This window comes from Streptomyces sp. NPDC057617 (assembly GCF_042800555.1).
GTDB lineage: Bacteria > Actinomycetota > Actinomycetes > Streptomycetales > Streptomycetaceae > Streptomyces.
The window spans coordinates 56,463-83,089 of sequence record NZ_JBHVGV010000013.1; the positions used below are offsets into that span (position 1 = coordinate 56,463).

Consider the following 26,627-nt stretch of genomic DNA (forward strand, 5'->3'; position numbering starts at 1 on the left):
GACGGTTCATGAGGGCCCCGACCGGTTCGCCGGCCGGGGCCTTTGCCGTCGGGGCCTTTGCCGTCGGGACCCTTATCGTGGGGCAGCGCAGACGGGGCAGCGCGTATACGGGGGGGCGGCATGGATCATCTTTTCGCTGTGGCGGGCCGGTCGGCGGCGGCGGTCGTACGGACCAGCCTGGCCACGGAGGGGCTGCTTGAGCGGCAGCATCTGCAGGAGTGGGTGATCGCCCATCCACAGGTGCTGGGGAGTTCCGTGCTGGTCATCACCGCGGAGTTCGACCGCTGGGCCGACACGGACGGGGTCCCCGCGCGGGACCGGCTGGACGTTCTGGGCTTGGACGCGACCGGACGCCTCGTGGTCGTGGAGCTGAAGCGCAGCACGGCCGACGGGGACGTACACCTCCAGGCCATCACGTACGCCGCCCTGGTCTCCCGGTTCGACCTCGACACACTCGCCCAGGCGCACCGGGACTTCCTGGCGAGCCGCGGCGAGTCCGTCGGACTGGACGAGTGCCGGCAGCGGCTGCGCGGGCATGTGGACGGTGACTGGAGCCCCGAACTGCTGCTGCGGCCACGGCAGGTGATCATCGCCGCGGACTTTCCCAAGCAGGTGACCCACACCGTCGTATGGCTGTCGGAAATGAACCTGGACATCGATCTGGTCCAGGTGAGCCTCTGGCGGGTGGAGGGGCAGCTCGTCGCCGGCTTCACCAAGGTCTATCCGACGCCGGAGGTCGAGGAGTTCACCCTCGCCCCGGCGCGGGTCGAGTCGGAGGCGGCCGCCCGGAAGATCGAGGAACGCGCCCGGGCGCAGAACGCCGTCCATGTCCTCGTCGGCGCCGGGCTGTTGCCGGACGGCACCAGACTGCGGCTCGTACCGCGGCACGGCGCGCCGGAGTCCATCCGCGACGCCATCGCCGCCTGGGCGCGGGAGGAGGACGGCCGTACGACAGCCGTCTGGTCCAACAACACCGCCAAACCACTGCTCTGGCAGGCCGATGGAAGCGCGTACTCGCCAACGGGCCTCGCCAACCACATCTTCACGTCGGTGACCGGCCGCACCGCGGACGGCATCCAGGGCACGACCTGGTGGGACGTGGACACGGACCACGTCCCGGACGGCGTCGACCCCGGTGAGTGGGCGGCCCTGGCGGGCCTGGACCTCGTACGGCTCGCCAGACAGATCGGCGGCAGCGGCGGCTCGCGCAAGGACTGGACGGACTTGCACACCCTGCTGGAGAACGTCCCTTCCGGGCGGTGGACCACGTACGGAGACGTCGCCACCGCCATCGGCAGCCACGCCGTACCGGTCGGCACCCACCTCGCGAGCTGCTCCACGTGCCCCAACCCCTGGCGCGTCCTCACCGCCTCAGGACGCGTCAGCTCAGGCTTCCGCTGGCCCGACCCCACCCGCACGGAAACCCCGGAAGACGTCCTACGAGCCGAAGGCATCACCATCGACGCCGGCACCGCCGACCCCCGCGCCCGTATCCCCCTGGAAGACCTCACACGCCTGCTCGGCGCCTGACCGGTACGTGCCGTCGCCCGCAACGCCCCCATAACGGGGCGTTGCGGAAGGGTCAACTCCTCTTCATAGGGCCTGAATCGGCATGTCAACGGCGGAAACCCGAGTTTGCGCCAAATCGGCCTGCTGTGCCCGGCCACCCGTGTCGATGCGCCCGGTTCGCCCGATGTAAGGCCTGACCTGAGGATCATCGTCGGGTGTGCGGCCGGAACGTGCACGCCGGAGGGCCCGTGTGGTGGTGCGGGTGGGGAAGGTGTGACAAGGGTGCGGCGCCCCAGGGGCGTTCACCTGGCGGTTCCTTCCTTACCGGCCGGTTTTGATTACTTGGCGCGTTTTGCTCGAACCAGAGGGTCACTCTGCGAACATCAACGCCATTCCAGATTGGGCCGTACGGACTGCCGTGGGGGGAGTGGCCATGGGGCTGCTCGGCAATGAGCTGGCGTTTGCGCGTGCGCTGACACCGCGGGAGAACGAGAGCGTCATGGCTCTCGGGAACCGGAAGCACTACGAGGCCGACGCCCATCTCCTGACGGAGGGCGACCGGTCCACTCACGTCATGATCATACTTCAGGGGTGGGTGACCGTCTCCGTGGCGACGGACCGCGGTGCCACCCGGCTGATACTCGGACTGCGCGGCCCCGGTGAACTGCTCGGTGAGATGGCCGCGTTGGACAGCCATCCGCGCAGCGCCACCGTACGGGCGCTGGGCCCGATCGAGGCGCAGGTCATATCCGGGGACGCGTTCCGCCGGTTTCTCGCGCTGCACCCCCGGGTCAGTGGTCTGGTGATACGGCAGCTCACCTTCCGGCTCCGCAGCGCCGACCAGGAGCGGTCCGCGCTCGCCTCCCTGACGGTCCTTCAGCGTCTGGCCAGCCGGCTGACCGAGCTGTCGCGGGCCGAGCCCTCCGGCCCGTACACCCCCTCCGCCCTCCCCTCCGCGCCGGGCACCTCGCACCCGGGCACCGTCGTCCATCTCGCCCAGGACGAACTGGCCGCGACCGTCGGCGCCACCCGGGAGGCCGTCGCCAAGGCGCTGCGGCTGCTGCGCAGCCAGCAGATCGTCCGTACCGGCACCCGGAAGATCGAGATCCTCGACCCCGCGCTGCTCGCCCTCCTCGCCGACGGTCATCAGGAGCATCACGAGTAGATCCCCGCCCTGTCGTGTGTAAACGGCTACAGACGGCCCTTCGTCCCGGGCCGGAAGCTGAGGTGGGACGGCAAGCGGGCAAGGCGGAGAAGGACTGGGGGCTCGGGGTGGACGTGGACCACGGCGCGATGGATGTCGCCGAAGCGCGGTACGAGGTGGTGATCATGGTCGACGCCCGGCGTTCCGGGGCGTACGACGATGTGGACAAGCCGCGGATGCGCGCCCGGATCTACCGGGTCGTGGAGACGGCGCTCGCCCACGCGAAGGTGGCGCGCGACGCCGTCCACATGGAGGACCGCGGCGACGGTGTGCTGATGTCGGTGGCCGGCCGGATCCCGGTGACCCGGCTGCTCGGCCTGTGGATGGTCGAGGTGCACGAGAAACTGCGGGACGAGAACCGCGCCCTGCGCATACCGCTGGGGCTGCGCGTGGGCATGCATGTCGGCCCGGTCCGGTACGACACCAAGGGCATCAGCGGACGGGCCGTAGACCTCGCGTGCCGGCTGGCCGACGCCCCTGTCGCGCGGCGGCTGCTCGACGCCGAGCAGGCCGACCTCGTACTCGTGGTCTCCAATTCGCTGTACGAGGACGTGGTCAGCGGCGGCGGCAAGTTCATCGAGCCCGAGCGCTACTCGCCGGCCCGGCTGGACCTCAAGGAGGGCGAGGTCACCGGCTGGTGCCAGCTGCCCGGGCGGTCCGCTCCGGAGATCCCGGCGGCGGACGACGGTCCGCCGCCCGCCGCCGGGACGGGGACGGGGACGGCTGCACGAACGGCTTCGCGTACGGCGGAGAAGCCGGAGGCCCCGGCGCCCGGCACGGATGGCGCGGATGGCGCGGAGGCCAAAGCCACCGATGCGGATGACGTCCCGTCGGACACCTCCGACGCTCAGTACATCGTCCACGGCGACATGTCCCAGCACACCAACAACGAGTACCACCAGCCCGTCCACATCGGACGGATCACCGGCACCCCCCGGCCGCGGAAGGACTGAGCGACGTGGCCGACGACCAGCAGGCGGGCGACTCCCCCGACCGCGCACCCCAGAACGACGCCAGGGACGACCGGCCCGGCGACGACCGGCCGCCCAGGAACGACGGCAAGAACGACGGCAAGGCGGACGGCGACGCGGGCTCCTCCGACAGCGACGCCTCGGAGAAGGACAAGGAGAAAGAGAAGGAGAGGGAGCGCGAGCAGGAACGGGAGCTCGCCGCGGGCCGCTTCAAGGAGTTCACCCGCGATCCCCTCTCCGAGGAGCAGGACGACGACGGCCCCACCGACCTCGGCGCCGCCGAGCGGACCCGCCGCGCCACCCGGACGCTGTTCGCCACCGGCCGGGACCACAACAGCTTCCAGCACTCGACCATCCGGAGCGCCCACATCGGCGACATCCATGTGCGGATGGACGCCCGCCAGTCCGGTACGAGGATGCGCAGCGGGCCCGTACCGGAGGAGGAACTGCGCAGGCTCCGCCGCATCCATGTGGAGCCCGAGGGGTACTTACGGCTGCGCAAGGCGCTCACCGCACGGCGGCTGCTGGTGCTCGGTGCCGCGCCCGGCACCGGCCGTACCAGCACCGCGCTCTCCCTCCTCGACGAGGTCACCAAGCAGGTCGCCGCGCCCACAACAGGCGCCGGCGCGGACCCCGCGCCCGGCCCCCGCGTGGAGCGGGTCGACCCTGTGGGCGGAGTACGGCGGCTCGCCGACTCCCTCGCCACTGAAAACCGGGAGGCCCGGCCCGCCACCGGCTACCTCCTCGAACTCCCCCTCACCGAGCCCGGTTCGCTGCCGCCCGACGCCATGGACCTCGACGGGCTGGCCGCGGCCCTCGACGCCCGCGGTTCCTTCGCCGTCGTCGTCGTGACGGTCGGGTCGGCGGCCAACCCGCTGCTGGCCGGGCGGTACGGCATGCTCTGCCCGCCCGCGCCCACCCAGGAACTCCTCACCACCCGGCTGCGGGAACGCCTGGAGGAGCATGTCGCCGAGGCCCCGGACGGTGCCCCCCGACTGGACGAACTGCTGGCCCGCGCCGAGGAGTTGGCGGACAGGACCGAGATCCGGGACGCGGTCGGCCTGAACGATCTGCGCCCCGCCGAGGCCGAGCTGTTCGCGTCGCTGCTGGCCGGGCACCTGCTGGAGGACATCTCCCACGAGGAGCTGCTGTCCGGCTGCCGGAGCCTCGCCGCGGGCCAGGCCCAGGAGTGGTTCGCCGGGGTGGACCGGGCACTGACCGTCGCACTGCCGGCCGGTACGGACACACTCACAGCCACGGGTACGAGGGGGAGCGCGGCGCGGCCGGGTACGGCGGCCCTGTTCCACCCGGTGGCGTTCCGTATCGCGCTCGCCGTGCTGGGCGGGGCCTCGCACAGCGTCGTCGCCTCCGCCGCCCATCTGCTGACCTGGGAACTGTCCGTACAGAGCGATCCGGACAACACCCCGGCCCGCCCGCTGTTCTGTGACGACCCGGACTCCGATCTGGCGCTCTCACGCGCCGAACTGAGCAAGGGCCGGGTCGAGGTGGCCGGTGCGGAGGTGGACGCCCAGCTCATCTGGTACCGCGGGTCCGCCCTGCCCGCCGCCGTGCTGACCGAGGTCTGGGACCGGCACTTCCCCGTACGGGCACCGGTCGTGCGCTGGCTGCGGCTGCTGGCGGACGATCCGCGCCCCCAGGTGTGGATGCGCGCCGCGGTGGCCGCCGGTGAGCTGTGCGTACGGGACTTCGAGCACGGTTACGCGGAGCTGATCCGGCCCCTCGCGGAGGCCGCCACCCCGCGCCGGCGGATCTTCGCGGCCACCACGCTGGACCAGGCGGCCGGCCATGCCTCGCACCGCAGGGCGGTGCACAAGCTGGTCGGCGACTGGAGCGTGTACGGGGCGAAGTCGCTGCGCTGGACCGCTGCGATGGCACTGGGGTACGGGAACGCCGCGGCCACCACCGACGACACCCTCGACGCCCTGGCCAGGATCGGGATCCGCGACAAAGGGGAGCAGCTCGCGGTCGCCTCGCTCAATGTCGTACGGCTGCTCGCGCTGCCGGACCCCGCGGCGGTGGTACGGCGGATGGCCGCCTGGACCCACCACAAGCAGGAGGCGTACCAGGACCTCGGTCTGGTGACCACCGTCCGGCTGGCGGCGACCCGGGTGTCCGAGGTGCTGGACGACGAGCCGGACGCGCCGCTGGGCGGGCGCGGCGACTGGCCGCTGCTGCTCGCGCTGGCCGCGACGCGCCCCGAACTCGTGCGCCCGATGGCCGACTTGCTGTGGACCGCGCTGAACACCGCGCGGTCGAGAGATGTGGCGATGGACGCGCTGGAGGCCTTGCTGCGGACGGCCGTGCGCAAGGACGGCGCCGAGTGGACGCGGCAGGGCCTTGCGGCGCTGCTGCCCGCGCTGGCGGCCGAGGAGCCCGACCGGCGGCGGCTGGACTGGCTGCTGCGCCGAATGATGAACGATCCGGAGAATCCGCTCCCCGACGCGCAGGCGCGCTCCCTCTGGTGGCTCGCCGTCCCGTCGCGGGACCGGAGGGGCAGGGAGGAAAGGCATGGCTGAGGACCAGGGCGCCGGTTACACGAGGATGCCCGCCGGGCCCGGGAACGGGGGAGCGGGCCCGGGGAACGGGGCCGCCGGCCCGCAGCACCCGGGTCCGTACCTGCGGGAGCACACGGCCCCGGGCCCGTTCCCGCAGGCGAACACCCGTACGGCCCTGGTGGTGTTCTACCGGAACGGCGGCCACAGCGTGGCCACCGTCTCCGGGACCCAGCACTACGGGAAGCGGGCGCTGGCCCGGCCGGCCACCGTCTGCGAGATCGCCCTGGGCACCTTTGTGGCGACGCTCCAGATGGAGCTGCCGGCCGCGGGCGGCACCACGTTCTTCAAGGCCGAGGTGGACATCCACTGGACCGTGACCGATCCCCATCTCGCGGCCGTCGAGGTGGTGACCGATGTGGCCCAGCGGCTCACCGCGCCGGTGCTGGAGCGGCTGCGCGAGATCTCCTCGGAGTTCCCGGTGGCGCACGCCGAGCAGGCCGACCGCGCCATCACCCGCTACTGCGCGAGCGGGCGGTGGGACGACCTGGGCTCCGAACTGGGCCTGCGGGTACGGCTGTACGTACGCCTCCGGGTGGACGACAGGACGATCCACCACATGGACAGCGTCCGGGACGCGCAGGCCTCGGCCGAGGTGACCCGGGTGCACCAGGACACCTTCCGGTCGATGCTGCGCGGCGGGGAGCTGGAGCAGCTCAGCTACATGCTGGCGGCCGACCCCGGCGCGGCCAAGGACTTCCTGGAGAAGATCCGCCAGGAGGGCAGGCAGGACGAGAAGGAGCGCGTCGAGCGGCTCTTCGACATGGTCGCCAGCGGCCAGATCCAGTCCACCGACGTGGAGACCCAGGCGCTTGAGCTGCTCAACCAGGGCCGCCACCGCGTCGACGGGCCCATCGGTTCGCTGCCGGCGCGCCGGGACACCCCGCGGCTGGAGCGCTCCAGAAGCGAGCCCGAACCGTTCACCCCGGACTGGGTGTCGGACGAACCGCCCTCCCGGCCGGGGCACCGGCCGGACCCGCGCGAGGACTCACGGCCCGACCTGCGAGAGGCCCCGGTGGAGGACGCGCGGCCGGTCGAGGACTCACGGCCGGTCGAGGACGCCGTACCGGAGGCGCCGCGCCGCCGCGGCCGTGGCAGGGACGACGGATGGGCCTGGGCGGAGGAGGACTGATGGCGGGCGACGGGGGCGCGGGGACCTCCCCCGACCCGGTCGTGCCGGTGCCGGACGGGGGTCTGCACGGGCACGGCCGGGCGGGGGAGTGCACAACACGCGAGTGCGCGGCACCGGGGGAACGCGTGTCCGCCGGTGAGCGCATCGCGGAACGGCTGCTCAACACGGTCAGGGAGGACCTCGGCCGGGCCGACTCGAAGGCCGCCGTCCTGCTCTCGGGAGCGCTGGCACTGCCCGCGTTCCTGATCGGCCGGCACGGCGTACCGGAGTGGGACGGGCCGGCCGACGTCACCCTGGCCGTCGCGGGCGTGCTCTGGGGGATAGCGGTGGTCGCGCTGGTACGGGCGCTGTTGCCCCGTACCGGCACGGTCCGCACCCGCGACGGGGTGACGTTCTTCGGCGACCTGCTGACCCCCGGTGACATGGCGCGGCTGTCCGCCGAGGTCACCGACGCCGGGCGCGATCCGGCCCGCTGGCTGCTGGTCCAGGCCGTGGACGTCAGCTCGATCCTGTCCGCCAAATACCGGGCCATCCGCTGGGGGGCGGGCGCGCTGGCCCCTTCGGCGGCACTGGCACTGGCGTGGAGTCTGACCGCGCTCTGACCCGCGCCGTCACCGGCGGCGCGCCACTACGCACACGACGCAGAGACGAAACACAAAGGGGACGGGCCGTGGGAACAGTCAGCGAAAGACGCCGGGCAAGAAGGAGCGGGCCACACCGCTGGGCACACCGCCGTACACAGCGCCGTACACAGCGCTGGGCACATCGCTGGGCACACCGCCGGCCGGACCGTCCGACACCGGAGCATCGGACACCAGACCGTCGGACACCGGACCGTCGGACACACCGCGGGCCGCACCGCTGGGCGCACCGTGGTGCGGTCTCCGTGCTGGGCGGTGCCGCGGTGCTGATGTCCCTGCTGGCACCCCCCGGCCCCGGTCCCGTACCGGCGGCGGCGTCCGAACCGGCCTTCACCTCGGTCAACTACGCCGTCGCCGTGGACGAGTCCGCCAGTCTCGCGCCCGAGGACATGAAGGCCGAGAAGGCCGCCGCCGCGCGGATCGCGCTGGGCGATGTCTCCTCGTCCTCCCATGTCACGGTCTTCGGTTTCGCCGCCGCCGAGTCCGGCGACCAGCGGGCGGTGGACCCGGTGTGCCCGCGGACCACACTGGACGCGGCGGGGCGCGAGGCGGTCGGCGCGTGCGTCGGCAAGCTGCGCAGCCGCAAGAAGGACGAGGGCACCGGCACCGACTTCCCCAGCGCGATACGCCAGGGCGTGCACGAGCTGAGCACCGGCACCGACCCGTCGGAGCCCCGGGTGCTGTTCCTGCTCACCGACGGGGAGATGGACGTCACCGGCAGCCCCCAGTACGGCGACCCCGCGCACCGCGAGGCCGAGGGCGAACGGCAGTTGGAGCTCGAACTCAAGAACGCCGCCGCCCAGCGGGTGCAGATCTGGCCGCTGGGCTTCGGCCCCGCCCCGGACAAGGCGCAGCTCGACCGGATGGCCGCCGGCGGCTACCAGAAGGGCTGTGTCGAACTGCCCTCCGCCCGCCCCACGGCCGGCAAGGTCTCCGGGGCGAAGGACGTCGGTCCGATGCTGGAGAAGATCTTCGCCGCCGCCCACTGCCTGCGCTACGAGCAGGGCCCCAGCAAGCGCCCGCCGGCCACCCTGGAGATCGGTATCTCGCCGCTGGCGACCGTGGGCAGCATCGTGGTCGACAAGGGCGACCCCGCGGTACGGATCACCTACCTCGACCCGAGCGGCCACCCGGTCCCGACCTCGGGCACGTACCGCGAGTCACGCTTCGAACTCGCGGGCGCCGGCGGCCCCGTGGAGGCGCTGAGGATCACCGACCCGGTGCCGGGTGTCTGGAAGGTGAGGGCCGAGGCCGCCGAGGGACACCGTTCCCTGCCGGTCGGGGTCAGTGTGCTGTGGCAGGGCGAGCTGCGCGGCTCCATCACCATGGACCCGCCGTCGCCGCAGGCCGGCCAGAAGACCACCGTGACCATGCGGCTCCAGACCCGCGAGGGGTACGAGATCAAGGACCCGCGCGACTACGAGGGACTGCGGGTCAGCAGCGAGCTGACCGGCGACGGTTTCGCCCCGCTGGAGCTGCGCCTCGCCGACGACGGAAAGGCACCGGACCCCGGGAAGAGCGACGGCTCCTTCACCGGTTCCGTGACGATCCCGAAGAGCGCGAGCGGTGCGCTGAAGGTGAGCGGCACCCTGACGGCCTCCGGGCTGAGCGCCGACACCCGCAGCGAGGGCGGCCAGATCGCGCCCGGCGTGCTGCCCGTCACCACCGCGCTCACCCTGCCCGCCGCCGACACCCACCCCGGCGCCACCGTCACCGGCACCCTGGCCGTCCACAACACCAGCTCGTCCCCGCACACCCTGCGGCTCTCCGTCGCCGACCTCCAGCCCGGGCTGCTCTCGATCACCCCGGCCCAGATCGTCGTCGAGCCCGGGAAGTCCGAGACGCGGGAGGTGACGGTCGAGGTCGCCCCCGAAGGCGTCTTCGGCGACCGCCTCGGTGACGACGGACTGCGGCTCGGCGCCACCGTCACCGTGGTCGACACCACCGACTCCGGCCGTACGCTGGTGCGCTCCCCGCTCTCCGTACGGGTGACACCGGAGCCCGGGATCTGGGACACGTACTGGTGGGCGTTCCTGTCGGCCGCCGCACTGCTCGCGCTGGCCGTGGTGGCGGCCCTCGCCCTGCTGCGCCAGCGCCGCAGCCGCAGGGACCCGTTCGGACTGGTGCTGCAACTGGTCTCCGAGGACGGCGACATCCTCGGCGAGCACCCGGCCGGGCACGGACACAAGCAGTGGTACGAGTTCGCCGTCGTCGAACCCCACCGCAGCCCGCGCATCGAGCGCCGCAACCACGGCCCGTACGCGGTCCGGCGCAGCCCCGAGGGCGGAGCGGTCCTGCGCAGGCGCGGTGCCGGAAAGACCCGGCTGCCCGCGAACGGCCGGGTCCCGCTGACCGAGGCGCTGAGCCTGTCCCTCGGCGAGGAGACCCGTACACGTACCCGTACCCGTACCCCCAGCGACCGCAGACCACGGCCCGCCACCCCGGACTCCGCCACGGCCACCGCCCCCGCGACCGGCGAGGGCGGCAGCGGCGGCTACGGGTCCTACCTCTGACCGGCGCGGGCCGGGCCGGTACGCCACCGGCCCGGCCCCGCACGGCACTGCTCCACCGAGAAACGCACAGCACAGCCGCACCGAGGACGTACGTACGAACCGGCCGCCGACACGGCCGCAACGGGAGGAAACCCATGAAAATCTTCCAGCCGATGCTCTTCGTCGGTCTGGGCGGCACCGGCGGCCTGGTCGGTGCCGAGCTGGAACGCAAGCTGCGCGCCGAGCTGTGCGGTCCCGACGGCGTCGCGCTCAGCCATCTCAGCGGCCACGCCCCCTACCAACTGCCCGACTGCCTCCAGTTCGTGTACGCGGACTACAGCGAGTCCGATCTCCAGCGGCTGCCGCAGTTCAATGTGGACCCGTCGCTGCGCGCCGCGTACGCCCGTACCTCCCGGGCCACCCACAACCTGCTGCCGAACTTCGACAGTTCACCGGAAGTCACCAAGATGCTCCGGGCGAGCCTGCGCGACGAGGTCGCCGAATGGCTGCCGCCGCGCGTCGACGAGCCGAAGGTCACCCCGCTCCACAACGGCGCCGGCCAGCTGCCCACCGTCGGGCGCGCCGCCCTCTTCGCCACCCTCCGGCACAGCCTCGCGCCGGTCCTCGAACCGCTGCTCCAGGCGATCGACGCGATCGCCAAGTCGGCCGGTGAACTGGCCGAGCTGGGCGGCGGCAAGGTCAACGGCTGCGATGTGTTCGTGGCCTTCTCGGTCGCCGGAGGCACCGGCGCCGGGATCTTCCTCGACTATCTGCACCTCATCAACTACGCCTTCCAGCTCCGCCGGTTCGACGGCGTGAAGATCTATCCGCTGGTCGTCATGCCGTCCTCGTTCTCCTCGTCCGCCGGCGGCGGACGGGAGGCGGACCTCAACGCGGCGCGTGCGCTGGTCGACCTGTTCCGGCTGGTGGACGGGCAGAACGCGCCGACCGAGGGGGCGGAGATAGGGGACCTGGACCATGACTCCGGGTCCGGCATCCGCTACCCGGGCACCACACCGGTCCGGCTGCGCACCGGCATCCTGCCCACGGCGTTCCTGTTCAGCCCGACCGCGGGCATCCGCCAGGACGACCTCCGCCGCTCCATCGTGTCCCTGGTGATGTCCCTGATCGGCACCGAACTGGGCGACGGCCGCTCCCGGGGCCGCAAAACCGCCGCCGACGACGACTTCCAGACCTTCGCCGCCAGCTTCATCAACCGCGGAGTGCACCGCAGCGCCCTCTCCCCCACCGGCATCGGGCGGCAGGGCGTCTCCACCAGCCTGGTGGCCTCGATGACCGCCCCGATGGACCAGCTCGCCGATCTGGTGGCCGGCCGCCTGCTGCGGGAGGCGGTCACGGATCTGGTGGAGCGGCCGCGTACCGCGCTGCGCGAGACCGCGGTGCCGCTGATCCGCCAGCTCTTCGCCGACTCGCACCTCGAAGAGCTGTGGGAGCGCAAGCAGTTGCCCGTACCGGAGCCGGATCCGCTGCCGCGCGGCAGCAGGGCCATCGAGCAGGCGCTCGGCGAGCGGGTCGCGGACATGCAGCGGCTGATCTCCGACCTCCAGTCCATCGCCGACCGCCAGGCCGGCTCCATGGCCGACCGGTTCTCCCCGCGCCCCGCCATCGACAAGCTGCTCCGCGGCGTGGACCCGTTCCTCGCCGAACGCGTCGTCCGGGGCGTCCCCGGCAGCGAGGAACCCATCGCCCGGCTCGGCTTCCTCGGCATGCTCGCCAACCGTGCCGTCGCCCCCCAGCGCCCGCCCGGGGTCACCGAGCAGCCGCCCAAGGCCCCCCGGATCAAGGGCCGGCTGGCCGGCATGTCCCCGGCACGCTGGGGCGACGACGACGTACAGGCGGCCCTCCACGAGCAGGACACCTGGTACCAGTGGCGCAGCCGGACCGTCTGGCACGAGGCCTGGCGCGAGCAGCAGCAGCGCTGGCAGTCCCAGGCCGACACGGCAGGCACCGACCTCGGGCGCCTGGTGAACGCCTTCCGCAAACACTCCGACCAGGAGCGCAAGGTCTCCGCGCAGAAGGGCCTCGAACTGTACGAGGACCGCACCGGCATCTCGTACCTCCTGCCGCCGCAGCGCACCCTCAACCACTTCTACGAGGACCTGGTCACCCGGCTGATCCGCCGCGAGGGGCTGCGCGAGAACGAGGACGAGGCCACGCTCCTGCTGAAGATGATCGACGGGGACACCTGGCGCTCCGTCCACTCCCTCAGCCGCCGCAACCCGGACGGCGCGGTGGCCAACGTCAAGGCGCAGTTGGAGGCCCGGATCACCCGGCTGTTCGCCGAGAGCGGCGAGCATCTGGAGGAGCGGCCGCTGCTGCCGCCCATGAGCACGCTGCTGGCCGCCGCGGCGGGCGACGCGGACGCCACCGAGCAGGTCAGCAAGGAGGCGCTCGACCTGTTCGGCCGCAAGCTGACCGGGCTGCTGCCGGTGGGCTTCACCCCCGAGGGCACGGGACCGCTGCGGGCCCTGGTCACCTACCCGCGCGTCCAGGCCGTGGAGGAGGTGCAGGAGTATCTCGGCAAGGCGCTGCGGCTGCCCTCCGACGCCAAGAACTCCGTGGAGTACCGGGGAGTCGAGAGCGACTCGATCACCGTGGTCCTGTTCCGCAGCGAGATGAGCCTGACCCAGGTGCCCGAGGCCCGCAAGGTGCTGCGCCAGTGGGCCAGGGCGAAGGATTCCGAGCAGGCGCAGGACGTGCTCCGGTGGCGGCAGCGGCTCGGCTTCCGCGACAGCTGGATGGTGAGCAGCGAGGAGGACCGCCGCACCATCCTGCACCGGCTGCTCTGCTGCATGTGGAACGGCCAGGTCGATGTGGTGGACGGCGACCCGTCGTCGCCGGGCCGGGTACGGCTGCGCCTGTTCCCGGAGTCCGGCGACAACGTGCCCGGTGTCCGGCTGCGGCTGGGGGACTTCCCCGGCGACGTGTCGAGCTGGGCCGAGCTGCTCCGCTCGTACGAACGCTGGACCGTCCTCGACGACGAGCGGACCGTCGAGGACTACTGCCGCGAACTGATGGCGGCCCAGCCGATCGGTCTCGCCAGGTCCGTCGGCAAGCCGCATCCGCTCTTCGTCGAACTGGTCGAGAAGATCGCCCCGCGCCAGCTCCAGCTGCTGGAGGACCGCCGGGAGCGCGGCGGCGAGCGGGTCGAGGGCTGGGTGCGTCCGCTGTGGGAGTTCTGGGCGGAGACCCTGCCGGCCGCGCTGGACACGGAGTTCGGGGACCAGCGCGCGGTCCAGCCGACCTTGCGCACCCTGCTGGAGCAGGTACGCGGAGGTACGCCGAAGCCGCGCGTCCGCAGGGACCGTCCGGAGCCCGTGCGTGCCACGGCCGATGACGACGACTGGGGTACGGCGCCGCGTTCTTCGACACCCCGGGCCTCGGCGGACCGGGCCTCGGCGGACGCCCGGGTGGGCGGCGGTGGCGAGGAGCGCGGGCGGCGCGCCTCGGTGGACGACTATCGCGCGCCGGCGGACGAGGACGGGTACGACGGCGGGTACGGCGACGGGCGCCGACGTGGCACGGCCGAGCGGGACGAGCGGCAGCCGCGTGTTCCTGGCGGCCATGACGACGGCGACGCGTACGGCGACAGCGCCCGCCGCTCCCCCGCCGACCGCGTCAACGGCCACTCGGGCGGCACCCGCCGCCCGTCGGCCCCCTGGGACGACGACCCGGACGACCCCGGGGAACCCGGCGACTCCGGGGGTTCGCGCTCGGGCGCCGGCACCGACGCCGGCACCCGGCCGTACGACGAGACCAGGTCCGCCGACCCCCGCCCGTACGGCAGCCCCCGCGATCCCCGTTCCTACGGCGACGCAGACGACTCCCGCTCGTACGGCAGCCCCCGCGACCCTCGCTCGTACGACGACCCGGACGACCCCGGGGGCTCCGGCTCGTACGACGACCGCGGCGACCGCGGTGCTTCGCGCTCGTACGACCACCGCGAGGACCCCGGCCCGTACGGCGGCTCCCGCTCGTACGACGCCCCCCGCGACTCCCGCTCGTACGGCGACGACTCCGCCGACTCCAGCTCGTACGACGACAGTTCCGACCGCGGCGCCCGCTCGCCGCGCAACCCCTGGGACGGTGATCCGGAATGATCACGACCGAGGACATCGGCGCCGTCATCCATCTCGACCTCCGCGCGGGCGCGGCCGAACTCGACTCCGGCCCGGCCCTGCGCACCAGGGTCGCCCGCCAACTGGGCCCGGCCGGGCTGCCGGAGCCCGACCACCCGCTGTTCCTGGTGGTCGACACCCCGGCAGGACTGACCGACCACCAGCGGCAGTACGAACTCCTCACCGCCTACCGGGCCGTGGGCGAGGTACGGATCCTGGTCCTGCTGGTGGGCAGCGCGCCCGGTTCGTACGCCGGTGACGGCGAGCCGTTCCAGCCGGACCGCCGGCTGGTACGGCCCGCGGTACTGCGCTCCTCCGCTACGGCCCTGCTGTGGGCGGGCGATCTGCGCTCCGCCCGTACGGCGCTGGAGCGGCCCGCGCCCGACGACCCCGGGGCACTGGCCGTACTGGTCGACCTGCTCTCCGTACCGGACGTCTTCCTGCGGGTGCTCGACGACCTGCGGTCGCTGCCGGACGCCGTCGCCGCGCCCGGTGTGCGGCTGCTGGAGCAGGACCTGCCGCCGGAGGTACGGGACCGGGCCTGGCGGGACGCGCTCACCCGGTTCGCGGGCGAGGACGCCGAACTCCCCCCGGATCTGCCGGTGGCCGCCTGGTCCGGGGCCGAACTGCCGGAGCCCCTGCGGGGGCTGGCGGCGGGCCGGGCCTCCCGCGACCAGAAGCACCGGGAGCCGGACGGGGTGGCGGACGGCGCGTACCGCGCGTGCGCGGAGGCGCTCGGCGACGCCGAGGCGGCGCTCGCCGGGCTGCGGGCCCTGCCCGGGCTGCTGAGCACCTCTCGTAAGCACGCCTTCGCGGCGGACCTCGACCGGGCGCACCAGGCGCTCGGCGAGTACCGCGACCTCGTCGACTCCGCCCTGCGCGGCGACGGCGGCTCCGGTACGGCACCGTCGTCCGCCGAGGCGGCGGCCCGGCTCGCGGCCCTCGGTCTGCGGGTGCCGCCGGCCGAGGGCGTGGGCGACCGGATCGGCGAGGGGCTGCGGGAGTACGCGGGGAAGCTGCTGGGGCAGGGTCTTGCCCTGCGCGCGGTGGCCCAGCGCTTCACCGGGCTGGCCGGACGGGTGGAGCCGGTGCCGGGTTCGGCGCTGCTGCCGAAGCTCTCGGGCCACTCGGCCGACGCGGTGGCCCGGCAGTCCGTGGCTGCCGCGAGCGGCCCGGCGCCCGGCCGCCCGGCCGGTCCGCTCGCCGCAGCCGCCCTGGCGGGGCTGCTCGGCGCGCTGTGGCAAGGGCCGCTGGCGGCGCTGGCGCTGGTCGTGCCTCTGCTGTTCTTCGCGGTGGCGGCGCTCGGTGCCTCCCGGCTGCGGTTCGCACTGAGTCCGGGCCGGTGGGTCACCGGCCCCCGGGCCGCGGCGCTCGCCGGCGCCGTCGCCGGGGTGGGCGTGGCGTACGCGGCCGGGCCCCCGCTCTGGCTGAGCGCCGCCGGGCTGATGGCGGGTCTCGGCGTCGCCGTGGAAACGGGGCGCCGGCTCTGGCGCAGGGCCGCCGGAGCGTGGGCCGCCGACCAGGGGACGGGCGCGCTGCGCCGGGCCCTGGACGGGCTCGACGCCCTGCTGGCCGAGGCGGTCCGTGAGCACTGGGCCGCCGAGGAGCGGCTGTACTGCGCGGACGCGGCCCGGTCCGTCGCCGGCATGCTGCGGGCGACGGCCGCCGCCGCGGACGCCGAGGCGGTGCCCGGACCGGAGCAGCCGACGGCCGGAGGCGCGTCCAAAGGCGCTTCCGGTGGTACGTCCGGCGCTTCAGGCGCAACAGGTGCCTCGGGCACCTCAGGCACCGAGCCGCTCGACGCCGACGACTGGCTGTCCAGCGCCTCGGCCCTGGACACGGACACCTTCGCGGTGTCCGACGACGGGGACGGCGACTGGGCGGGCGCGTACGTCTGGGACGACGAGGCGCCCTGGGACCAGCCCGCCGAGCCCGCCATGACCACCGAGCCCGCGGACCGGCCCAGCGCCCCCGCCGGCCCCTCGGCGGACCGTACCGCCGCGACTCCGCGCTGGCTGGACCGGGAGAGCGGCGAGGGCGGCCCCGAACTGGTCGCCACCCTGGCCGGCGATCTGACGGACGCCGCGATGGTCGCGATGGCGCCCTACTGGGGTGCCGTCGAACGCGGCCAGGCCGGCGCCCTCGCCGTCCGCCGCACCGAGGAACGGGTCCGCGATCTGCTGTCCACGGCCCGCCACCACCTCCAGCGCAACGGAGTGCTGGCCCCGCCGCCCTTCGCCGCCGCGCACCGCACCCGTACCACCTCGGCGAACCTGCTGGGGACCACCCCGCACGGGGTGGCCGAACTGGTCGGCGCCGAGGCCGACCGGCAGGCCGTGGTGCAGCTCTCCTCGCCCGAGCAGGGCACACTCCTCAGCCGCGACCCCGCGGCGGCGGTGTGGATCCGGTTCGCGCCGGAGGCCGTACGCGGCGAGGTCGAGCAGGCCTGGCGGACGAGCGGTCAGTTCCACCCGGAGGACGCGCTGTGGACCTCCACCGGCCGGTACGCGGGCCTGATCCGGCTCACGCCGCTGCGGATGGGAGTGGTGGACACCGTCCGCTCCCGCCAGAGCGCCGAGCCGGAGCGGATGGACCCGTACGAACGGGCCGGCCAGGTGGATCCGTACGACCGGGCCGACGCCCGCGAAGGGTTCGGCCAGGCCGACGCGTACGAGCGAGACACGTACGGACGAAGGGACGGCGACCGCTGGTGACCAGTACCTCGCAGCGCGGCGGCCCGGTGGCGCCGGACAGTCCGCGCCGTACCACCCTCGCCTTCACCGTCCCCTCCGGACAGCACCGCGTCACCCCCGTGCGCTTCGGCCCCGAGTCCCGCCGCGATCCGCTGCTCCCCCAGCGGATCCGCAACGGAATGCTCGACGACGAGGGACAGAAGTGCGTCCAGGTGCGTCTGACCGCCGCCGACGCGGCCAACCCGGCGGCCCGCGCCCTGCTCGACGCCGAGGCGGGCACCGCCCTGCATCTGCACCGGGTGCTCGACGGCACGGAGTACGCACCGCTCTTCCCGCGGATCATTGGCTACGAACTGGACACGGCCGAGCCGTACCTGCTGTACGCGGCGCCGCGCGGCGAACCCGCCGGGCTCATCCATGTGATGGGCGCGAGCGACCAGCGGGTCTTCGCCCGTGACCTGATGCTGGCCCTCTGTCTGCTGGAGGGCCAGGGTCTGGTGTTACGGGGCATCTCGCCCGCCACCGTGCTCTGGGACGGCACGTCCGTCCAGCTCTGGGGCCTGGAGGGAGCGGCCCGTACGGGCAGGGCCAGGACCCGGTGGGGCCGGGCGCCGTACTGCCCGCCCGAACAGCGCCGCGGCGAGGGGCTCGTCGACCCCCGGGACATGGTGTGGAGCGCCGCCCAGGTGCTCTACCAGCTCGTCACGGGACGGGCCGGGCCCACCGACCGGGCGCCCGCCGATCTCGCCGCGCACCGGGTGCTCGCCGAGACCCTGCGCGGCGCCTTCGACCCGCTGGCCGCCGGCCGCCCGGCGCCCGCCCGGCTGCTGGACCTGCTGAAGCCGGGGGCGGCCCGCCGTATCGCGCTCGCCGTACCCGCCGACGAGACGCGCCCGCACCGGGAGGCGTTCGCGCAGGCGCTGGACCTCAAGCGGCAGGCGCCCGCCGCCGAACCGCCCGGCGGTCCCGCGGCCGCCGACCGGAGCGGCGGCGAGGTGATCTGCCCGTACTGCCTGGAGACGATCCAGCTCGACCTCGGCGCGCTGTTCGTCACCGACAGCAGGATGCAGTACAAGCCGCTGAACGTCTCGGGCATCGGCAATCCCCTGCGGCGCCAGGACGTCATGCGCGGCGCCGTCCAGAAGTGCACGGCGGACCCGGAGTTCCCCGAGCACTTCATCCCGGTGCCCTATCTCACCTACGGCCGGCCGCTGACCGTCGCGATGGTCGGCCAGTCCTCCACCGGCAAGAGCCATCTGCTGACCCAGATGATCGCGGCGATCACCGACGGCGGTCTGGAGCCGTTCGGACTGAAGTGGCAGTCCGTCAACCCGGAGCAGCACGCGCGGTTCGTACGGGATCGGGTGCAGCCGCTGCGCAACGGCAAGGTCCTCAGCCACACCGGCGGCGTCGGTCTGGAGGGCTTCGCACGGTTCGTGGAGTCCCTGCTGATCACGGACGCCCGGGGGCAGGTGCGTCCGGTCGCCTTCTTCGATCTGGGCGGTGAGGACCTCGTACGGACGGACGCGGCGCTCCGTTTCCTGCTCGGGGTCGACGCCCTGGTCTTTGTCGTCGATCCGGCACTGGCGCTGCCGCTGCCGCATCTCGACCGGGCCAGGGACCGGTGGGGACTTGAGGTGAACCGGGACGGCGATCTCGCCTTCGGCACCGTCCTGGACCGGCTGCCGAAGAACGGCCCCTATCTGGAGGTGGCGGCGGCGATGGTGCTGGGCAAGGCCGATCTGCTGCGGTTCCAGCCGCCGGTCGACCGGTGGCTGGGCGAGGCACCGCCCACCGCGCTCGACCCGGCGCGGATGCTCGAAGAGAGCCGGGACGTGTACGGACTGCTGCGCCACCACGCGGGCCAGGCATGGCTCCGGCCCTTCGACGCGATCCGCCGGTGCACCCTGCATGTCGCGTCGGCGACCGGCGGCCTGGAGGACCGCGGGCGCTACCCGGCGGGGGCGGGGCCGCGGCGGGTGCTGGAGCCGCTGCTGTCGCTGCTGGCGATGCACGGGCTGATCGACGTACCGGGCGGCGCGGAGGCGTTCGCGGTGGGGACAACGCCGGCGATGGAGGCGGTGCCGTCGCCGTCGCCTTCGGAGGCCGGGGGCGCCGGGGCTGTGAGAGCTGCGGGAGTTGCGGGAGGGGAAGCGGAGTGAACGGGTTCGGGGAGCGCGGGTACGGCGGGGCGGGGGGCCAGGGCGAGTTGCGCGGCCCGGGCGGGTACGGCGGGGCGGGCGGCCAGGGCGAGTCGCGTGCTCCAGGCGGGCACGGCGGGACGGGGGGCCAGGCCGTTCCTGGGGGCCAGGGCGAGGTGCGGGCGCCGGGCGGGTACGGCGGTGGGGGTGGCGGTGCGGCGGCCGGTTCGGTGCACCAGGTGGTCTTCCGGTGGGACGGCAACCAGGGCCGCCAGGGCACCGGCATGAACGCCGTCGCCCACTCCTGCCCGCCCGAGCGCGCCGAGGAACTGGGCCGGGAACTGGGCCCGTTGCTCTGGGTGTCCGGTACGGCGGCCCCGCGCCGCAGTGTCGTACGCACCCTCTCCCGCGACGGCGACGCCATGCTCGTCCAGCGCTGGCCCACCACCGACCGGGGCGGCCGGCCCAGCACGGTCAGCCATGTCCTGATCGGCGACCCGCGGACGCTGAAGACCCGCCAGTGCCTCGGCCTCGCGCACGGCGGCTGGGGCAGCCGGGAGTCCGCCGAGCAGGCCGCCGGGCGGCTGAGCACGGTGGAGGCCGAGGCACTCGACAAGCTGGCCCGCAAGCGGCTGCCCGGGATGCTGGACCTGCTGCCGACGGTCAAGAACGCGCTGATCCTGACCGCCGCGGAGTGGCTGCGCGATCCGGCGCAGCGTGTGTCGCTGCTGGTGGACGAGGAGGAACTGCCCGGCTGGCCGGACCGGGACGCGGCGCCCGTGGTGTATCTGGGCCTGTTCATGCTCTTCGGCTCCTGGCCCGGCCAGGAGTGGACGTTCGCCACGTACGACACGGCCGACACCCACCAGCTCCGGCTGATGTGCGTCCCGCGCTGGGAACCGGACACGGGCGGGTACGGTCCGCTCGCCCGGATCATGGGCCGCCCCCCGGCCGAGCCCCGCTTCGAACACGCGGCGGCGGCCCGCCTGGTGGACCACCTCCTGAAACACCCGGAGCAGCCCCCGGGCGTGCCACAGCTCATGGAGGGGCTGCGGGACGGCGCGGGCCTGGAGTGGCCGCGGCGGCGGACGCTGCTGAAGGAGATCCTGTCGCCGGGCGCCGGCCGGCCGGGCGGCCGCGCCGCGACCGCACCGTACGACGCGCCGTACGACGCCCCGGATGGGGACCTGGGCCAGGGACCAACCCAGGCGCCGGCTCCGGCCGATGAGCAAAAACAGGAACAGGGCCGGACCTGGACGCGGGAACAGGACCAGGCGCGCGCCCGGGCACGCGAGCAGGAACAGCAACCGGATCCGGGGCCGGAGCCGACCCCTGAGCACGATCCGAACCCGGCCCCGACCCCGGCCCCGGCCCCGAACCCGAACCCGAACCCGAACCTGGAACCGAAGCCGGAGCCGAACCCTGCGCGGGCACAAGAAGCGCCCTCACTCCACGACGACCTACGGACCCACCGCCGCGGCAACACCCTGGAGCGCCGCCGCCTGGCCGACCACCTGCACACCCTGTCCGACGACCGGCTCCTCGACGAACTGCGCTCCGGCGAACTGCCCCCGGACTCCATGGACCTGATCCTGGAGGAACTGGGCGACGACCACCGCGTCCGGATGCGCCGCCCGACGATGCGCCACGAACTGTGCGCGGAGGTGCTCCGTAACGGCCTGTACTTCACCCCGAACTGGCAGGACGCGGAACCCCTTTCGCGAACGGCCGTCGCCAGACGCGCGGCGGACCTCTTCATCTGGGCGGTCGCCCCGCTGGCCCGGGACGAACGCTATCTGCGCGATCTACAGGAACTGCTCCACCGCATCGGCCGCGACCGCCATCCCGCCGCGAGCAACTGGCTCCAGCAGACGGTCGTTTCCCCCGCGAACGGCCAGGCCCCCGATCTGCCGCCCGTTCTGTGGCAGCAGATCCTGCGTGATGTGATCGTCCAGAACCCCGCGCCGTTCACCCCGCCCCCGATATCCACATCCACGTCCACATCCACGTCCACATCCACCACACCCCCTCAACCCGCCACCCTCGGCACCCGCCTCTCCGACCTGACGAACAACCCGGGCTGCGTGGTAGGCACGGCCATCGGCGTCATCGCCGTACTCATCGCGATCGCTGTGATGCTGGCCTGAGTACGGATGCTCATGTGCCCCGACAGGGATGGTGTTTCGCTGACCCCATGGCTGAACGCACCCCCGGCGGCTGCGCCGCCATCGCCCTGGCCGCGTCCGAACTGGGCGCCCTGGCCCTGATCTTCCTGGCCTGGTCGGCCGACACCTACTTCTCCTGGGACCCCCAGCACATCGGCGGTCCCGTTGGCCCCTACATCCTGAAAATGGCCGTGGTAGCCGCCATCGCCGCCGCGGTGACAACAGTGGCCGCCCTACGCCACGCGCCAAGAACGCTGATCCGGAGCCAGGCGGCGATGACAGCCCTCACCCTGGCCGCCATGGCCGGACTGCACGCCCTGGGCGCAACCGCAGAGGAGCAACAACGCATAGAAGCCTGCCACTCAGGCCTGGCCGCCCCCTGGTGTGAAGACCTGCGCCAGGGTGCGTATCGAGTCGTGATCTAGTGGCGCAACAGCCAACGCCAGCGAGGCTGTTCGAGCACGACCGACGTCGGGTGTCCCGACGACGGCCGGCAGTCCGATCAGCAGGACCAGCGCGGCGATCGCGACCGCCCAGTCGACCCGGTGCAGCGCCCATGGGGTGGCCGTCCAGCCGATCAGTTCGGTCAGGAACCGCAGCCCCGAGGCGGCGTTGGTGCGGTTCGGGGAGTCGGCGGCCTGGGTCATGGTCCCTCCCCGGCATGGAGCGGCGCGGTGTCGGGCCCGCCGCTGGCGGCCTCGGTCAGCATGCCGTTGATCAGCGTGTCGACGACGAACCGGTAGCTGTCGGCGGGATCGCGCCCCATCAGGAAGGCATCGTCGCTTTCGAGGCCGACGAAGCCGTGGATGACGGTGCGCAGGGCTCGGACCGCATCGACGGCGCGCTCGTCGGTCAGCCCGAAGCCGGCGACCGCGTCGAACAGGATCTGCACCGATTCGTGGGCCACGGCCTGGTATTCCTCGTCTTCGGGGCGCGGGGCGCGGACGCTGGCGGCGTACCGGCCGGGGTGGTCGAGGGCCCACTTCCGGTACGTCTCGGCGATCGCGCGGACCGCGTCCGGACCGGACCGGCCGACGGCGGCCCGGGTCAGGACGGCGCCGATGTCGCGGACGGCCTGGAGGCCGACGCCCCGCTGGAGGGCGTTCAGCGAATCGACGTGCTTGTACAGCGACGGTGTCCGCACGCCGACCCGCTCGGCCAGCAGGCCCATGGTCAGGCCGGCGAAGCCGACCTCGTCGGCGAGTTCGGACGCGGCCGCGATGACCGTGGCCCGGTCGAGTCCGGCCCTAGGCACGGGCCGTCTCCAGGAACGAGCGCACCAGGCCGACCACTGCCGAGGGGAACTGGACCTGCGGGTAGTGGCCCGCCCCCGGGAGCATCTCAAGCCGGCCGACGCCCTCCGGCAGCGCGGCCACGATGGCCTCGCCCTCGGCCTTCGGGTCACCCCAGTCGGGATCGAGGGTGCCCATGACGACCAGGACCGGGCAGTGCACGTTGCCGAGTTGGGCACCGGCGTCGGCGGCGCTGTTCATCTGCTTCTGCAGGGCCTTCATCCGGCCCGGCTCGCGCAGCATGGCGTCGGTGCGCTCGATGCTCGCGGCCCAGTCCGCCGGGCGCGGCTCCGGGGTCGCGATCTCCAGGTATTTCCGCCACTGCTTGTGGCTGCCGAGCATCGCGACGGCCGAGATCGCCGTCGCGGCCTTGCGGTAGCGGGACACGCCCAGGGCGCTGAGCGGGTACTCCACCTTGCGGGTGAACGGCGCCAGTTCGACGACGGCACTCACGAGCGTCGGCGCCTTGGCAGCGGCGATCGTCGCGGCGCCACCGGAGATGGAGTGGCCGACCAGCACTGCGGGACCGCCGAGGTGCCCGATCAGTGCGATCAGGTCGCCGGCGATGTCGGTGCGGGTGTAGGACGGCCACGTCGCGGTCGACTCGCCGCTGCCTCGCAGGTCCACGGCCGCGACCCGGTAACCGGCGGCCACCAGCTCCGGGACCATGAACCGATAGGCGTCGCGGCTCTGTCCGATCCCATGCGCAAGCACCATCAGCGGCCCGGAGCCGGTCACCTCGTAGGCGAGGGTGCCGCCTTCCACGTTCAGGAACTCAGTCATGTCGACCTCCATAGCTAATTTCGATAGCTAGAAGGCTATTCGAGTTAGCCAAAGCGGTCAAGGCCGGTGCGCGAGGATCCATGGCAAGCCCGGTGAGATGGGAACCGTCCGGCGCCGCGGGCGGGAGGAGCGCGGCACGGCACCACCGACGGCCCCCGCTTCCTGCTCACCCATGTCGAGGACATCGAACTCTCCGAGTGGGCCTTGGCAGCCAAGTACGGTGCTTATGAAGGATCGCCCCTGTACGAGTCATTCAGTGGCCTCCGCTCCCTTGCGGTACGAGGATGGATGTACGAGACGGAAAGAGGGCGGACGCGTGGCGGGGTCGGAGGCGGCGCTGGGGCGTACGGAGCGGCAGGTCGTCGCCTGTGTGCGGTGTCCCCGGCTGGTGGCGTGGCGGCGGGAGGCGGCGCGGCAGGCGCCGGCCCGGTTCGCGGGGGAGGAGTACTGGGCCCGGCCCCTGCCGGGGTTCGGGGACCCGGCCGCCCGGCTCTATGTGCTGGGGCTGGCCCCGGCCGCGCACGGCGGAAACCGTACGGGCCGCAGCTTCACCGGCGACGCGTCCGGCGACTGGCTCATCCGCGCGATGCACCGGACCGGCTACGCCAACCGCCCCGTCTCCCTCCACCGCGGCGACGGCCTGCGCCTGACCGGCGCGTGGATCGCGTCCGCGGTGCGCTGCGCGCCCCCGGAGAACCGGCCCACCTCGGCCGAACGCGACAACTGCCTCCCGTACATGACCGCCGAACTCGACGCCCTCAAGGACGTCACCGTCATCCTCACCCTCGGCGCCTTCGCCTGGAACGCCGCCTGCCTCCAGGCCGCCGTCAGCCCCCGCCCCGCCTTCCACCACGCCGCCGAATTCCGCCGCCCCGACGGACGCGTCCAGCTCGGCTGCTACCACCCCAGCCGCCAGAACACCGCCACCGGCCGCCTGACCGAACCCATGCTCGAAGCCGTCTTCCACCGAGCCCGCCACCTGACGGCGCCGCTACCGGGGTGACGAAGAGCCGCCTTTGCGAGCCTCGATCATGGATCAGACGGCTACCGAGCGGTGACCGGTCCATGCCCTGGCGGCCTCTGTGAGGGCGCTGCGGTGGGGCATCACGCGCAGCGTGTCAACCAGCGCGGGCAGGTCTCCTGAGCCCGGGGACAGGTCAGGGTGCCGGCCCTCCAGAAACTCGTATCCGCAGAGCAGCCAGCCGCCGGCCTCGACTTCCCAGAGCAGCGATGGGGCGAGCGAGGCGGCGTGCGTCACCTGCGCCTCGGCGCGGTACATCCACGCCGCGGGAGCGTCCACCGGTGTGCCCTTGACGAAGACGCGCCCGGCGCTCGTGCGGAGCGTGCAGGCGAGCGGGGACATCACTCCCTCGCTCGCCGTTTCGGCTCCCTCAAGGGGACCTGTACGGCGCACGACGGCCCGTCGCGTCAAGATCGGAAGTTCATCCCAAGCTGTGCGCTGCAAGGCGGTGCCCTCCTGGACAGAGGGCCGGCCCCCGACCGGCCACAGCGTGGCACAGGACGGGGGCCGACAGGGTGGAGACGCTCGGACGGTGCTCAGACGGTCTGAGCGGTGTTACGCCGGCTGCCGTCCGGAACTGTCCCGCAGCACCGAGAGCTTGTCCTTGTACAGCGGGCCGGCGTAGTAGGTGGCTTCGTCGCGGGACGGAGCGGACTCCTCGATCAGGTGGTGGGCCCGGGCCTTGAGGTCAGCCGCCCACAGCAGTACGTGCTGCTGCGCGCTCTGCCCGCACTCCTGCGGCTCCCCGGGCAAGCACAGGGGAAGCTCCGGCCCGACCTTGTTGACCGCGTGGCGCACGTACCGTGCGATGTGGGCCCACTCCTCATCCGTCCGCGACACCACGCGCCTCCTGCAATCCGATCTGTCCGGGCGCCCCGATCGTAGCCGCGTCCGCCGGCCGGGGGTCGCAGTTCGCGACCGACGGCACGCACGGGGCACAGGGGCCGCACATGGGCAGGAACTGCGGCGGAGTGCACGCCTCCGCCGAGGCGCCCCCGGGTCCGTGCGCGGCCTCGATCTCCCGGCGGGCGTCCGCCGTAGGGACACCGTTCCAGATCTCTTCCAGCGGTGTGTCCTGGACGTTGCCGAGACTGATGAACCGGCCCAGCACACACGGCCATACGTCACCGTCCGGGCCGATCGCCGCTTTGCCGTGGGCGCAGTGGCCGCACAGGTCACCCACAGTGGGCCGGCCTCCCCGGCTGCCCCGTCCGAACCTCCGCGTGTGGTCCGCGCCCACGACCGTCAGACCCAGGGCGGTGAGATCCCGCAGAGCGCCCTGCGTGCGCTGCCCCTGACGGACGGAGATGATGCCGCCGCGCAACGGGATGCCCAGCTCGCGTGCCCGCTGGATGTTCGCCCGGGTGCGGGCGTGGGAGCCGCGCCGCTCGGTGACCTTGTCGTGGTCGTCCGCCTCGTCCGAGTAGTACGACGTCGCGAGGCTGACGCCGTGCTCGGCGAACGCGGACCACAGCTCGTCCGGGACGTGCGTCAGGTTCGAGAACACCTCCACCCCCAGGCCCGCGCCCCTCGCGTGGGCCACCAGCTCGGCGAGGTACGGGTACAGGGTCGGCTCGCCGCCGATCAACTGGACGTTCCGCGTTCCCATCGCGGCGAGTTGGTCGATGCAGTCCTTCCAGCGGGACACGGTCATGCTGCCGTGCGTGCCCTGCGGGGACGAGTCGGCGTAGCAGTGGATGCATTCGAGATTGCAGAATCCGGTGACCTCCAGCCACGCGAACGCCAAGGCCTCGGTGTCCGTCCCGTACTCAGGTAAGGATCGGATAGACATGTGCTGCCCTCTCTTCTTGTGGATGGGTGGGCACCGCCTCGGCCGGGGTTTCCTGGCGGGAGTCATCGGCCGAGGCGGG

19 protein-coding genes are annotated in these 26,627 nt (G+C 73.0%); 13 read left to right on the forward strand and 6 right to left on the reverse strand.

The window, feature by feature from the left end; all coding sequences use genetic code 11:
- The first annotated feature begins 120 nt into the window (after positions 1 to 120).
- The 12 genes from ACFU9P_RS27975 (at position 121) to ACFU9P_RS28030 (ending at position 22,085) form a co-directional block, all read left to right on the forward strand.
- Positions 121 to 1,530 carry a DNA-binding protein gene (locus ACFU9P_RS27975; protein ID WP_384085944.1) on the forward strand — a complete coding sequence of 470 codons (1,410 nt, stop codon included), beginning with the start codon at positions 121 to 123 and terminating at the stop codon, positions 1,528 to 1,530.
- 412 nt (positions 1,531 to 1,942) lie between these two features.
- Positions 1,943 to 2,674 carry a Crp/Fnr family transcriptional regulator gene (locus tag ACFU9P_RS27980; RefSeq protein WP_376381268.1) on the forward strand — a complete coding sequence of 244 codons (732 nt, stop codon included), beginning with the start codon at positions 1,943 to 1,945 and terminating at the stop codon, positions 2,672 to 2,674.
- Positions 2,675 to 2,736: 62 nt separating this feature from the next.
- Positions 2,737 to 3,666 carry a hypothetical protein gene (locus tag ACFU9P_RS27985; RefSeq protein ID WP_384085946.1) on the forward strand — a complete coding sequence of 310 codons (930 nt, stop codon included), beginning with the start codon at positions 2,737 to 2,739 and terminating at the stop codon, positions 3,664 to 3,666.
- 5 nt (positions 3,667 to 3,671) lie between these two features.
- The gene (locus ACFU9P_RS27990; protein WP_384085949.1) at positions 3,672 to 6,221 is read left to right on the forward strand and encodes a hypothetical protein; all 2,550 of its coding nucleotides are present in this window, start codon (positions 3,672 to 3,674) and stop codon (positions 6,219 to 6,221) included.
- Positions 6,214 to 7,389, forward strand: coding sequence for a hypothetical protein (locus ACFU9P_RS27995; protein WP_384085952.1), 1,176 nt, complete (start codon positions 6,214 to 6,216; stop codon positions 7,387 to 7,389). The genes ACFU9P_RS27990 and ACFU9P_RS27995 overlap by 8 nt, the downstream gene beginning before the upstream one ends.
- Positions 7,389 to 7,991, forward strand: a complete 603-nt coding sequence (locus ACFU9P_RS28000) for a Pycsar system effector family protein (protein WP_376381279.1) — start codon at positions 7,389 to 7,391, stop codon at positions 7,989 to 7,991. Before ACFU9P_RS27995 ends, ACFU9P_RS28000 begins: the two co-directional genes overlap by 1 nt.
- Positions 7,992 to 8,275: 284 nt before the next feature.
- Positions 8,276 to 10,543, forward strand: coding sequence for a VWA domain-containing protein (locus tag ACFU9P_RS28005; protein ID WP_384085956.1), 2,268 nt, complete (start codon positions 8,276 to 8,278; stop codon positions 10,541 to 10,543).
- 134 nt (positions 10,544 to 10,677) lie between these two features.
- Positions 10,678 to 14,643 (forward strand): tubulin-like doman-containing protein, encoded by a 3,966-nt coding sequence (locus ACFU9P_RS28010; protein WP_384085959.1) that lies wholly within the window; start codon positions 10,678 to 10,680, stop codon positions 14,641 to 14,643.
- On the forward strand, positions 14,640 to 17,375 hold the full coding sequence (locus tag ACFU9P_RS28015) for a hypothetical protein (protein WP_384085962.1): 2,736 nt from the start codon (positions 14,640 to 14,642) through the stop codon (positions 17,373 to 17,375). Before ACFU9P_RS28010 ends, ACFU9P_RS28015 begins: the two co-directional genes overlap by 4 nt.
- The gene (locus tag ACFU9P_RS28020) at positions 17,372 to 19,516 is read left to right on the forward strand and encodes a hypothetical protein (RefSeq protein WP_384085965.1); all 2,145 of its coding nucleotides are present in this window, start codon (positions 17,372 to 17,374) and stop codon (positions 19,514 to 19,516) included. Before ACFU9P_RS28015 ends, ACFU9P_RS28020 begins: the two co-directional genes overlap by 4 nt.
- Positions 19,513 to 21,642, forward strand: coding sequence for a hypothetical protein (locus ACFU9P_RS28025; protein ID WP_384085968.1), 2,130 nt, complete (start codon positions 19,513 to 19,515; stop codon positions 21,640 to 21,642). The genes ACFU9P_RS28020 and ACFU9P_RS28025 overlap by 4 nt, the downstream gene beginning before the upstream one ends.
- A 47-nt stretch (positions 21,643 to 21,689) precedes the next feature.
- On the forward strand, positions 21,690 to 22,085 hold the full coding sequence (locus ACFU9P_RS28030) for a hypothetical protein (RefSeq protein WP_384085971.1): 396 nt from the start codon (positions 21,690 to 21,692) through the stop codon (positions 22,083 to 22,085).
- Here the strand turns inward: ACFU9P_RS28030 and ACFU9P_RS28035 are convergent.
- The 3 genes from ACFU9P_RS28035 to ACFU9P_RS28045 are packed head-to-tail and all read right to left on the reverse strand — an operon-like array spanning position 22,023 to position 23,735.
- Entirely contained in the window at positions 22,023 to 22,307 is a 285-nt protein-coding gene (locus ACFU9P_RS28035; RefSeq protein ID WP_384085973.1) for a hypothetical protein, read from the reverse strand. The two genes, ACFU9P_RS28030 and ACFU9P_RS28035, sit on opposite strands and share 63 nt — an antisense overlap.
- Positions 22,304 to 22,915, reverse strand: a complete 612-nt coding sequence (locus ACFU9P_RS28040; protein ID WP_384085976.1) for a TetR/AcrR family transcriptional regulator — start codon at positions 22,913 to 22,915, stop codon at positions 22,304 to 22,306. The genes ACFU9P_RS28035 and ACFU9P_RS28040 overlap by 4 nt, the downstream gene beginning before the upstream one ends.
- The gene (locus ACFU9P_RS28045) at positions 22,908 to 23,735 is read right to left on the reverse strand and encodes an alpha/beta fold hydrolase (RefSeq protein WP_384085979.1); all 828 of its coding nucleotides are present in this window, start codon (positions 23,733 to 23,735) and stop codon (positions 22,908 to 22,910) included. Before ACFU9P_RS28045 ends, ACFU9P_RS28040 begins: the two co-directional genes overlap by 8 nt.
- A 316-nt stretch (positions 23,736 to 24,051) precedes the next feature.
- On the opposite strand from ACFU9P_RS28045, the gene ACFU9P_RS28050 reads away from it, so the two are divergent.
- Complete coding sequence (locus ACFU9P_RS28050) at positions 24,052 to 24,738, forward strand: uracil-DNA glycosylase (RefSeq protein WP_384085982.1); 687 nt, start codon at positions 24,052 to 24,054, stop codon at positions 24,736 to 24,738.
- Positions 24,739 to 24,771: 33 nt separating this feature from the next.
- Here ACFU9P_RS28050 and ACFU9P_RS28055 read toward each other — a convergent pair whose 3' ends face one another.
- From ACFU9P_RS28055 to ACFU9P_RS28065, 3 genes are all read right to left on the reverse strand, one after another.
- The gene (locus tag ACFU9P_RS28055) at positions 24,772 to 25,098 is read right to left on the reverse strand and encodes a hypothetical protein (protein WP_384085985.1); all 327 of its coding nucleotides are present in this window, start codon (positions 25,096 to 25,098) and stop codon (positions 24,772 to 24,774) included.
- 213 nt (positions 25,099 to 25,311) lie between these two features.
- Positions 25,312 to 25,596: a hypothetical protein gene (locus ACFU9P_RS28060; RefSeq protein ID WP_384085988.1), complete on the reverse strand. Its 285-nt coding sequence runs from the start codon at positions 25,594 to 25,596 to the stop codon at positions 25,312 to 25,314.
- Entirely contained in the window at positions 25,580 to 26,548 is a 969-nt protein-coding gene (locus ACFU9P_RS28065; RefSeq protein ID WP_384085991.1) for a radical SAM protein, read from the reverse strand. Before ACFU9P_RS28065 ends, ACFU9P_RS28060 begins: the two co-directional genes overlap by 17 nt.
- Positions 26,549 to 26,627 lie beyond the last annotated feature (79 nt).

Bases quoted from the DNA above. Each gene is read 5' to 3' on its own strand.
- ACFU9P_RS27975 (WP_384085944.1), top strand. From the start codon at position 121: ATGGATCATCTTTTCGCTGTGGCGGGCCGGTCGGCGGCGGCGGTCGTA.
- ACFU9P_RS27980 (WP_376381268.1), top strand. From the start codon at position 1,943: ATGGGGCTGCTCGGCAATGAGCTGGCGTTTGCGCGTGCGCTGACACCG.
- ACFU9P_RS27995 (WP_384085952.1), top strand. From the start codon at position 6,214: ATGGCTGAGGACCAGGGCGCCGGTTACACGAGGATGCCCGCCGGGCCC.
- ACFU9P_RS28000 (WP_376381279.1), top strand. From the start codon at position 7,389: ATGGCGGGCGACGGGGGCGCGGGGACCTCCCCCGACCCGGTCGTGCCG.
- ACFU9P_RS28010 (WP_384085959.1), top strand. From the start codon at position 10,678: ATGAAAATCTTCCAGCCGATGCTCTTCGTCGGTCTGGGCGGCACCGGC.
- ACFU9P_RS28015 (WP_384085962.1), top strand. From the start codon at position 14,640: ATGATCACGACCGAGGACATCGGCGCCGTCATCCATCTCGACCTCCGC.
- ACFU9P_RS28030 (WP_384085971.1), top strand. From the start codon at position 21,690: ATGGCTGAACGCACCCCCGGCGGCTGCGCCGCCATCGCCCTGGCCGCG.
- ACFU9P_RS28035 (WP_384085973.1), bottom strand. From the start codon at position 22,307: ATGACCCAGGCCGCCGACTCCCCGAACCGCACCAACGCCGCCTCGGGG.
- ACFU9P_RS28045 (WP_384085979.1), bottom strand. From the start codon at position 23,735: ATGACTGAGTTCCTGAACGTGGAAGGCGGCACCCTCGCCTACGAGGTG.
- ACFU9P_RS28055 (WP_384085985.1), bottom strand. From the start codon at position 25,098: ATGTCCCCGCTCGCCTGCACGCTCCGCACGAGCGCCGGGCGCGTCTTC.
- ACFU9P_RS28065 (WP_384085991.1), bottom strand. From the start codon at position 26,548: ATGTCTATCCGATCCTTACCTGAGTACGGGACGGACACCGAGGCCTTG.